The organism is Acinetobacter sp. UBA3132 (assembly GCF_002364825.1).
In the GTDB taxonomy this organism is placed as follows: Bacteria; Pseudomonadota; Gammaproteobacteria; order Pseudomonadales; family Moraxellaceae; genus Acinetobacter; species Acinetobacter schindleri.
Map to the genome: position 1 here is coordinate 1 of NZ_DEZM01000095.1, position 7,067 is coordinate 7,067.

Consider the following 7,067-nt stretch of genomic DNA (forward strand, 5'->3'; position numbering starts at 1 on the left):
TTAGGCGCCAACCACCAGCAAATTCCGGTGAACCGTCCAGTGGTAAATGTGAACAACAATAACCAGGATGGCTACATGAATGTATCTGAGCGTGACTCAGATGTGAACTATGAGCCTAGCCGTAAAGAGCCAAAAGCTGCCACTGCGAAAGCACGTGCGGTACAAACTCCATTATCTGGTCATGTACAGCAAATTGGCGTGAAAGAGCAGAACTTCAAGCAGGCAGGTGAGCTGTACCGTTCATACACGGCCAAAGAGAAAGATGACCTGATCATGAACCTGGCGGCTGACCTGGGCAATGTCAAAGATTCAGAAACCAAGCACATCATGTTGTCTTATTTCTACAAGGCAGATGCAGACTACGGTACCCGTATGACCAAAGCAGTCAACGGTAACCTGGCGACGGTTAAAGCCAAAGCTGCAAAATTAAAAGACTAATCTCGATTGGTCTTGAGGAACTGGTGACTAGGGTATAGCACATCACCTCCGAAAAGTCCTGTAAAACTCCAAACCTTTCCTGCACCCTAGGGGGAGTTTTACAGGCACTCCGTTTCTATCTCATCTCAGGTGAATTGAATCCTGAGTGACTGAAATTTTCTTTTCGATTTCTGTTGGAGTTCATCATGAAATTTATGCCAAAAGCATTTTTAGCCAGTATTCTTGCCTTCAGTTCCGCATTTGCAACTGCTGCTGAAGTGAAGAATGTCTCCCCTGCAAAAACTGTGGCAAGCGTTCAGATGACTTCACAACAGGAATTGGTCGACCTCTTCTTCGCTGCTGCCAAAATTGGCAATAGCGAAGTCATCAACGAATTTTTAAAACATGGCTTTCCGGTCGATGTGCGCAATAAAGACGGTTATACCCCGCTGATGATGGCGACCTATTATGGTCATCAGAGTATTGTTACAACCTTGTTGAAACATGGTGCAGACCGCTGTGCCCGAGACAACCGCGGCAATACCGCTTTAATGGGGGCCTTGTTCAAAATGGAATTTGCCATCGCCAAACAGCTGCGTCAGATGGATTGTGATGCCCAAGCCAAAAAGGCCGGACAAAAAACCACGGCTGAATTTGCTAAAGTGATTGGCCAGGAAAAACAGCTACAAAAAATCATCCAGGAAGCAGAAAAACCTAAAGCAAAAGTAGACAAATAAGCTGTTATTTATGGCAGTACTTTGGTCTATATTTCTCCTGGCTGTATGTAATTGCTGCAATATTGCAGGGCTTTTTATGCTTTAATGCAAAGATAAGCACAGCGATATTTCCTAAGTTATGGCGCCAATCATCCAATCCCTGCTTGATACTGACTTGTACAAATTCACCATGTTACAAGTAGTATTACACAAGTTTCCGCAAACACACAGTCTTTATCATTTCCGTTGCCGTAATCTTGAAGATACGGTTTATCCGCTGACGGATATCCTGGATGATCTGAACCATCAGCTTGATCTGCTGTGCCAGCTGAAATTTAAAGAAGATGAACTACAGTATTTACGCAGCTTGCGTTTTATCAAAAGTGATTTTGTGGATTATCTGGAGCTGTTCCAGCTCAAACGCCGCTTTATCAAGGCGACCATCGACAGTGAAGGTCGTTTAGACATTACTGTTGAAGGCCCAATGGTTCAGGCCATGATGTTTGAAATCTTTGTCCTGGCGATTGTCAACGAACTGTATTTCAGCCGGATCCGTACTCCAGAAGTGCTGATAGAAGGTGAACGTCGGCTGCAGGCCAAAATGGAACTGCTGAAACAGTACGATGCTTCGCAGGATTCAAATGATCCGCCATTTCTGGTATCTGATTTTGGTACCCGCCGTCGTTACAGCTTCGAGTGGCAAAAGCATGTGGTGGAAGAATTTAATAAGGCAGCGCCACAAGTCTTCCGTGGAACCAGTAATGTACTATTAGCCAAAGAATTGGGTATTACGCCAATTGGTACGATGGCGCATGAATTCCTGCAAGCTTTCCAGGCACTGGATGTACGCCTGCGTGATTTCCAGAAAGCAGCACTTGAAACCTGGGTGCAGGAATATCGTGGTGATCTGGGAATTGCCCTGACTGATGTGGTCGGGATGGATGCCTTCTTACGTGATTTCGACCTGTATTTTGCCAAGCTGTTTGATGGCCTGCGTCATGACAGTGGCGACCCTTATGAATGGGGCGATAAAGCCTATGCCCACTATAAAAAACTGAAAATAGACAGCAAAACCAAGATGCTGACTTTCAGTGATGGACTGAATCTGGAAAAAGCCTGGAAACTGCATCAGTACTTCAAAGATCGCTTCCAGGTCAGCTTCGGGATCGGAACGAATTTGACCAATGACATGGGACAGACACCGCTGAATATCGTGCTGAAACTGGTGGAATGTAACCGTCAGTCAGTCGCAAAAATTTCCGACAGTCCAGGAAAAACCATGACCGACAATGATACCTTTCTTGCGTATCTGCGTCAGGTATTTGACATCAGCGAAGTCGCTGAACAGTAATCCCAATCAGCCGTCTCCAACCTGAGGCGGTTTTTTTATGCAATGTCCTGTCTGCTAGGGTCATTAGCATAAATTGTGATAAATAACCCAATAAAAACCGCATAATTGTGAAAATGAGCTGTGCTAAGATCAGACTGATTTGAACCAGAATATCTATGATAACGATGACAGCTTCAGCTTTTAATTTGGGTCTGCTGATAGAAACAGAAGACTTGGTGCCGCATCTGGGCAATGAAAAACTCCGTATTGTTGACCTGAGCCGTGCCTCTGTTTATGAACAGCTGCATATTCCGCATGCACTCCATTTACAGCCAAAAATGCTGGTTCGTCAGGAAGAGCAAGCTTTGGGTTTATTACCGGATCAAGAAGGCCTGGAGGCACTAGTTCGTTATCTGAATATTTCTCCTGAGCATCATGTCGTGGCTTATGATGATGAAGGTGGGGCTTGGGCAGGGCGTCTATTATGGAACCTGCATTGTTTAGGATTTGAGAACACCAGCTTACTCAATGGCGGTATTCATGCCTGGTTAGCGGCTGGGCTGCCGACTTCCTCTGATCCGGTGAAGCTGGAGCCAGTCGAACAACTGGTGCAGATCAACCTTAACCAGGAAAATGCAGTACGGATTGACTATGAAGCCCTACGTCAGCAGGTCGATCAAGGGCAGATCCAGCTCTGGGATTGCCGTACTGAAGATGAATATACCGGCCTGCGTCTGACAGCACGACGCGGCGGTCACATTCCGGGAGCACGTCATTTTGAGTGGAGTACTGCCCTTAACCGTGAAAATCATTTAAAATTACACCCTTTGCAGCGCACACAACAGCGCCTGGAACAACTGGGTTTTAATCTTAAGCAGCCTGTGGTGGTGTACTGTCAGTCACATCACCGCTCTGGGCTGGCCTATATCTTAGGACGTCTGCTCGGCTGGAAAATTCAGGCTTATGACGGTGCGTGGAGTGAATGGGGCAACCGCCTCGATAGTCCAATCGCTACAGGGGAGTTGCCATCTTGAGCATCACATCGCGTTTAAAACAACAATTATTTATCCAGGCTCAGAAAGTGGTGCCACAGCATCGTCTGTCTCGTGTGGTAGGTAAAATTGCAGCCAGTGAAAATCCGGTTGTAAAAACTGCGGTGATTTCTGCTTTTAAAGCCAAATACGGCATCGATATGTCGATTGCGGAGCAGACCAATGCCTTGAAGTTCAAGTCATTTAATGATTTCTTTACCCGCGGTCTAAGAACCGGAGTGCGTGCGGTCGACGCTGACGAGGGCAGTATTGTTTCTCCTGCCGATGGTGCCATTTCCCAGCTTGGCAAGATTGAAAATGGTGATGTGTTCCAGGCCAAAGGTCAAAAGTTTACAGTTGAAAATCTGATTGCCGATCCACAACTGGCGCAGCCCTTTAAAAATGGTGAATTTGCCACAGTATATCTGTCCCCACGTGACTATCACCGTGTGCATATGCCATTTGCTGGCACACTGACAGAAACCCTGTATGTACCGGGTGAACTGTTCTCGGTCAACCAGACGACAGCAGAAAATATTCCAGGCCTGTTTGCACGTAATGAGCGCATGGTGTGCCTGTTTGATACTGAGCTTGGTCGTATGGCAGTGGTGCTTGTTGGGGCCATGATCGTCGCCGGTATTGAAACGGTTGCTACGGGTAAAGTAAAACCTTCAGGCCGGATTGAATTGAACCAGCATAATCTGTTCCTGGAGAAAGGTGCAGAACTTGGCCGTTTCTACCTGGGCTCAACGGCTGTCATTCTGTTTGAAGAAAACAAGATGCAATGGGATGAGAAGTTTAAAGCCAATTCAACAGTGTTGATGGGTGAAGCTTTAGGGCATACCGTTTAAGAAAATTCCTCCCGACCTTCCTTTGAAAAGGGAGGAATTAGAAGGTACAAAAAAAAGCGCCATCAGGCGCTTTTTTTAGATCTAGAATTTATTTATTGCTTCACAACAATCGAATCGATGCCACTATGCTGCAAAGTCTGTTGCGCAATCACCGCCGCTTCTACAGAATCATAGGGACCGGAAACCACACGGTACCAGACCTTGCCATTTTCAACACTTCTGACCACATCCGCAGATAGGCCATTCAGGATAATCTCGGCACGGCGTGCATCCGCCTGATCCGGATCATCAAAACTGCGTACTTGTAGAATATAGGTCGCTACTGGTGCAGCAGGTTCTTCAGTTACCAGTCCCGGCTCATTCACAGTTTCAGGTGCAGCTTCCTCAGTTCGAGGAGCTTCTACAATGACCACGGCATCCTGTTTATTGGTTTCAGGCACAGCCTGTTCAGGAATTGGAGTGACCTGCTGTTTCGGCAACAGGTCATAGAAGCGATAATCCTTGTTGGTATCTTCCTCTTCATAATGCTGAGAAGTGATCTGATCATTGTTTGGTTTTACAGGTTCCCATGGCTTCCACAGCATGAGCGCCACCAGAAAACTTAACACGATTAAAATGATCACGAGTGTGCCTAGCCATGCAGGAATCAATGGCTTCTTTGGCTTGTTCGGACGTTCAGATACACCGCGTTGCGTTTTTCCAAACACTGGGGATTTCCTCTTGTATTTATTTTACCAGACAGAAAAAGGCATAACCGGTGTTATGCCTTACTCTCTGCATCGTATGTGATCGTAATACAAATGTCATTATACAAATCACCCACTCCACAGGATATTTTTATGAACTAGATGTCAAATCAGACATCTAGTTCATAGTTTTGGCTGTCTGCTTGCATGCTAACTTCAAGCAGAGCTCTCACATTACGAGCTTACAAAGCTGGGCTTACATGCTCACTCTGAACAAAGTTCTTCGTCTCGCGTCAAATAGAAAAGCACTGCTTTACATTTCCACTTCGAGCCTAGCTCTCGTCTTGCGAGCATGCAAAGCAGTGCTTTAACTATTTATCTTCTTGCATCAATGTAAAAGCAGTGCTTTACATTGATTCAGGAGCTGATACGCCAAGAAGTTCCAGACCATTACGGAGCACTTGACGTACATTTACAGACAACAGCAGACGAGCTTGAGTCAGTTCAGCATCATCACCGAGTACTTTGTTCTCATTGTACCAACCATGGAACAATGCAGCCAATTCTTTCAGATAGTTACCCACCTGGTGCGGTTCATAGCTGTTTGCAGCACGAACCACAATCTCAGGGTAGGCTGCCAGTTTTGCCAGGATTTCAGTTTCAGCATCCAGCTCGAGCTTAGCGGCCAGACCACGTGCAGTCACAGCATCAAAGTTCACGCCTGTCGCGACCGCCTTTTCTAACATACGGCAGATACGTGCATGGGCATACTGGATATAGTACACAGCGTTGTCCTTGCTTTGTGACACTGCAAGGTCAAGGTCAAAGTCAATGTGCTGTTCAGACTTACGCATCACATAGTAGAAACGTGCTGCGTCATTACCCACTTCTTTACGCAGGTCACGCAAAGTCACGAACTGACCTGAACGAGACGACATTTGTACCATCTCACCCCCACGCCATAAGCTGACGAACTGCACTAAGAGTACAGTCAGTTTCTTCGAATCATAACCCAGTGCATCAATCGCGGCTTTTACACGTGCGATATAACCGTGATGGTCTGAACCCCAGATATCAATGATATCGGTATAGCCACGTTGGAGTTTATTTAAGTGGTACGCAATGTCTGATGCGAAATAAGTCGTTTGACCATTACGGCGTTTGACCACACGGTCTTTTTCATCACCAAATTCAGTTGATTTGAACCAGATATTGCCATCTTTTTCGTATAAGAAACCACGTTGATCCAGCGTTTGTAATGCTTCTTCAATTTTTTCTGTCAAAGATGCTTCACTGAACCACTGGTTGAAAGTCACACCAAATTCACCAAGGTCATCTTTAATATCATCAAGAATCGCTTTAAGCGCTGCTTGATGGAACACGCGGTAACCTTCGCCAATTAAGCTTTGAGAATTGAAGATCAAGCCATCGATATGTTTTTCTTTATCGCCTGAAAGTACGACTTTATTGCCTTCAGCATCCGGTTCAGCCGCAAACTGCACATCTTCAGGTACGTCTTTGTAGACGTCTGCCACCGGGCGTACATAGGCATCGCCATCCTGGTCGATAATGCTTTGTGCGATCTCTTTAACATAGTCGCCTTGATAGGCATTTTTCGGGAATACCAGTTCTTGGCCAGTCAATTCCAGATAACGTAAATAAGTTGAAGTCGCCAGAATATCCATTTGACGACCAGCATCATTCACATAATATTCCCGGTCAACTTTCGCACCTGTTGCCTCTAACAGGTTCGCTACGGTCATACCATATGCAGCACCACGGCCATGACCCACATGCAGGCTAGAGGTTGGATTCGCAGATACGAATTCCACCTGGACGCGTTTTTCCGCATTGGCCTGGGTACGACCATAAGTCGCTTGTTGCGCCTGGATCTGGTCCAGAACCGCGAAACGCTGGTCAGCATTCAGGAAGAAGTTAATGAAACCCGGGCCTGCAATCTCGGCTTTGCTGATATCTGCAACTTCTGGCAAGGCAGCAAGGATTTTTTCTGCTAAATCACGCGGCTTCATACCCGC

The 7,067-nt window shown here is 46.1% G+C and carries 7 protein-coding genes; 5 read left to right on the forward strand and 2 right to left on the reverse strand.

Annotated elements, in window-relative coordinates; genetic code table 11:
- The 5 genes from B4033_RS04585 to asd all read left to right on the forward strand — a co-directional run.
- The coding region (locus B4033_RS04585; protein WP_286832432.1) for a catalase-related domain-containing protein at positions 1-438 on the forward strand (438 nt) is incomplete at its 5' end.
- Positions 439-623: 185 nt separating this feature from the next.
- Positions 624-1,154 carry an ankyrin repeat domain-containing protein gene (locus B4033_RS04590; RefSeq protein WP_048882143.1) on the forward strand — a complete coding sequence of 177 codons (531 nt, stop codon included), beginning with the start codon at positions 624-626 and terminating at the stop codon, positions 1,152-1,154.
- Between the two features lie 118 nt (positions 1,155-1,272).
- Positions 1,273-2,484, forward strand: a complete 1,212-nt coding sequence (gene pncB, locus B4033_RS04595) for a nicotinate phosphoribosyltransferase (RefSeq protein ID WP_048882144.1) — start codon at positions 1,273-1,275, stop codon at positions 2,482-2,484.
- A 164-nt stretch (positions 2,485-2,648) separates the two neighbouring features.
- On the forward strand, positions 2,649-3,497 hold the full coding sequence (locus tag B4033_RS04600; RefSeq protein ID WP_071320125.1) for a sulfurtransferase: 849 nt from the start codon (positions 2,649-2,651) through the stop codon (positions 3,495-3,497).
- Complete coding sequence (asd, locus tag B4033_RS04605; protein ID WP_048882146.1) at positions 3,494-4,345, forward strand: archaetidylserine decarboxylase; 852 nt, start codon at positions 3,494-3,496, stop codon at positions 4,343-4,345. Before B4033_RS04600 ends, asd begins: the two co-directional genes overlap by 4 nt.
- A 92-nt stretch (positions 4,346-4,437) precedes the next feature.
- On the opposite strand, the gene B4033_RS04610 is transcribed toward asd, so the two are convergent.
- Together B4033_RS04610 and argS are read right to left on the reverse strand one after the other, a co-directional pair.
- The gene (locus B4033_RS04610) at positions 4,438-5,052 is read right to left on the reverse strand and encodes an SPOR domain-containing protein (RefSeq protein WP_076752853.1); all 615 of its coding nucleotides are present in this window, start codon (positions 5,050-5,052) and stop codon (positions 4,438-4,440) included.
- Positions 5,053-5,438: 386 nt separating this feature from the next.
- A partial coding sequence (argS, locus tag B4033_RS04615; RefSeq protein WP_286832435.1) for an arginine--tRNA ligase occupies positions 5,439-7,067 on the reverse strand: 1,629 nt, incomplete at its 5' end.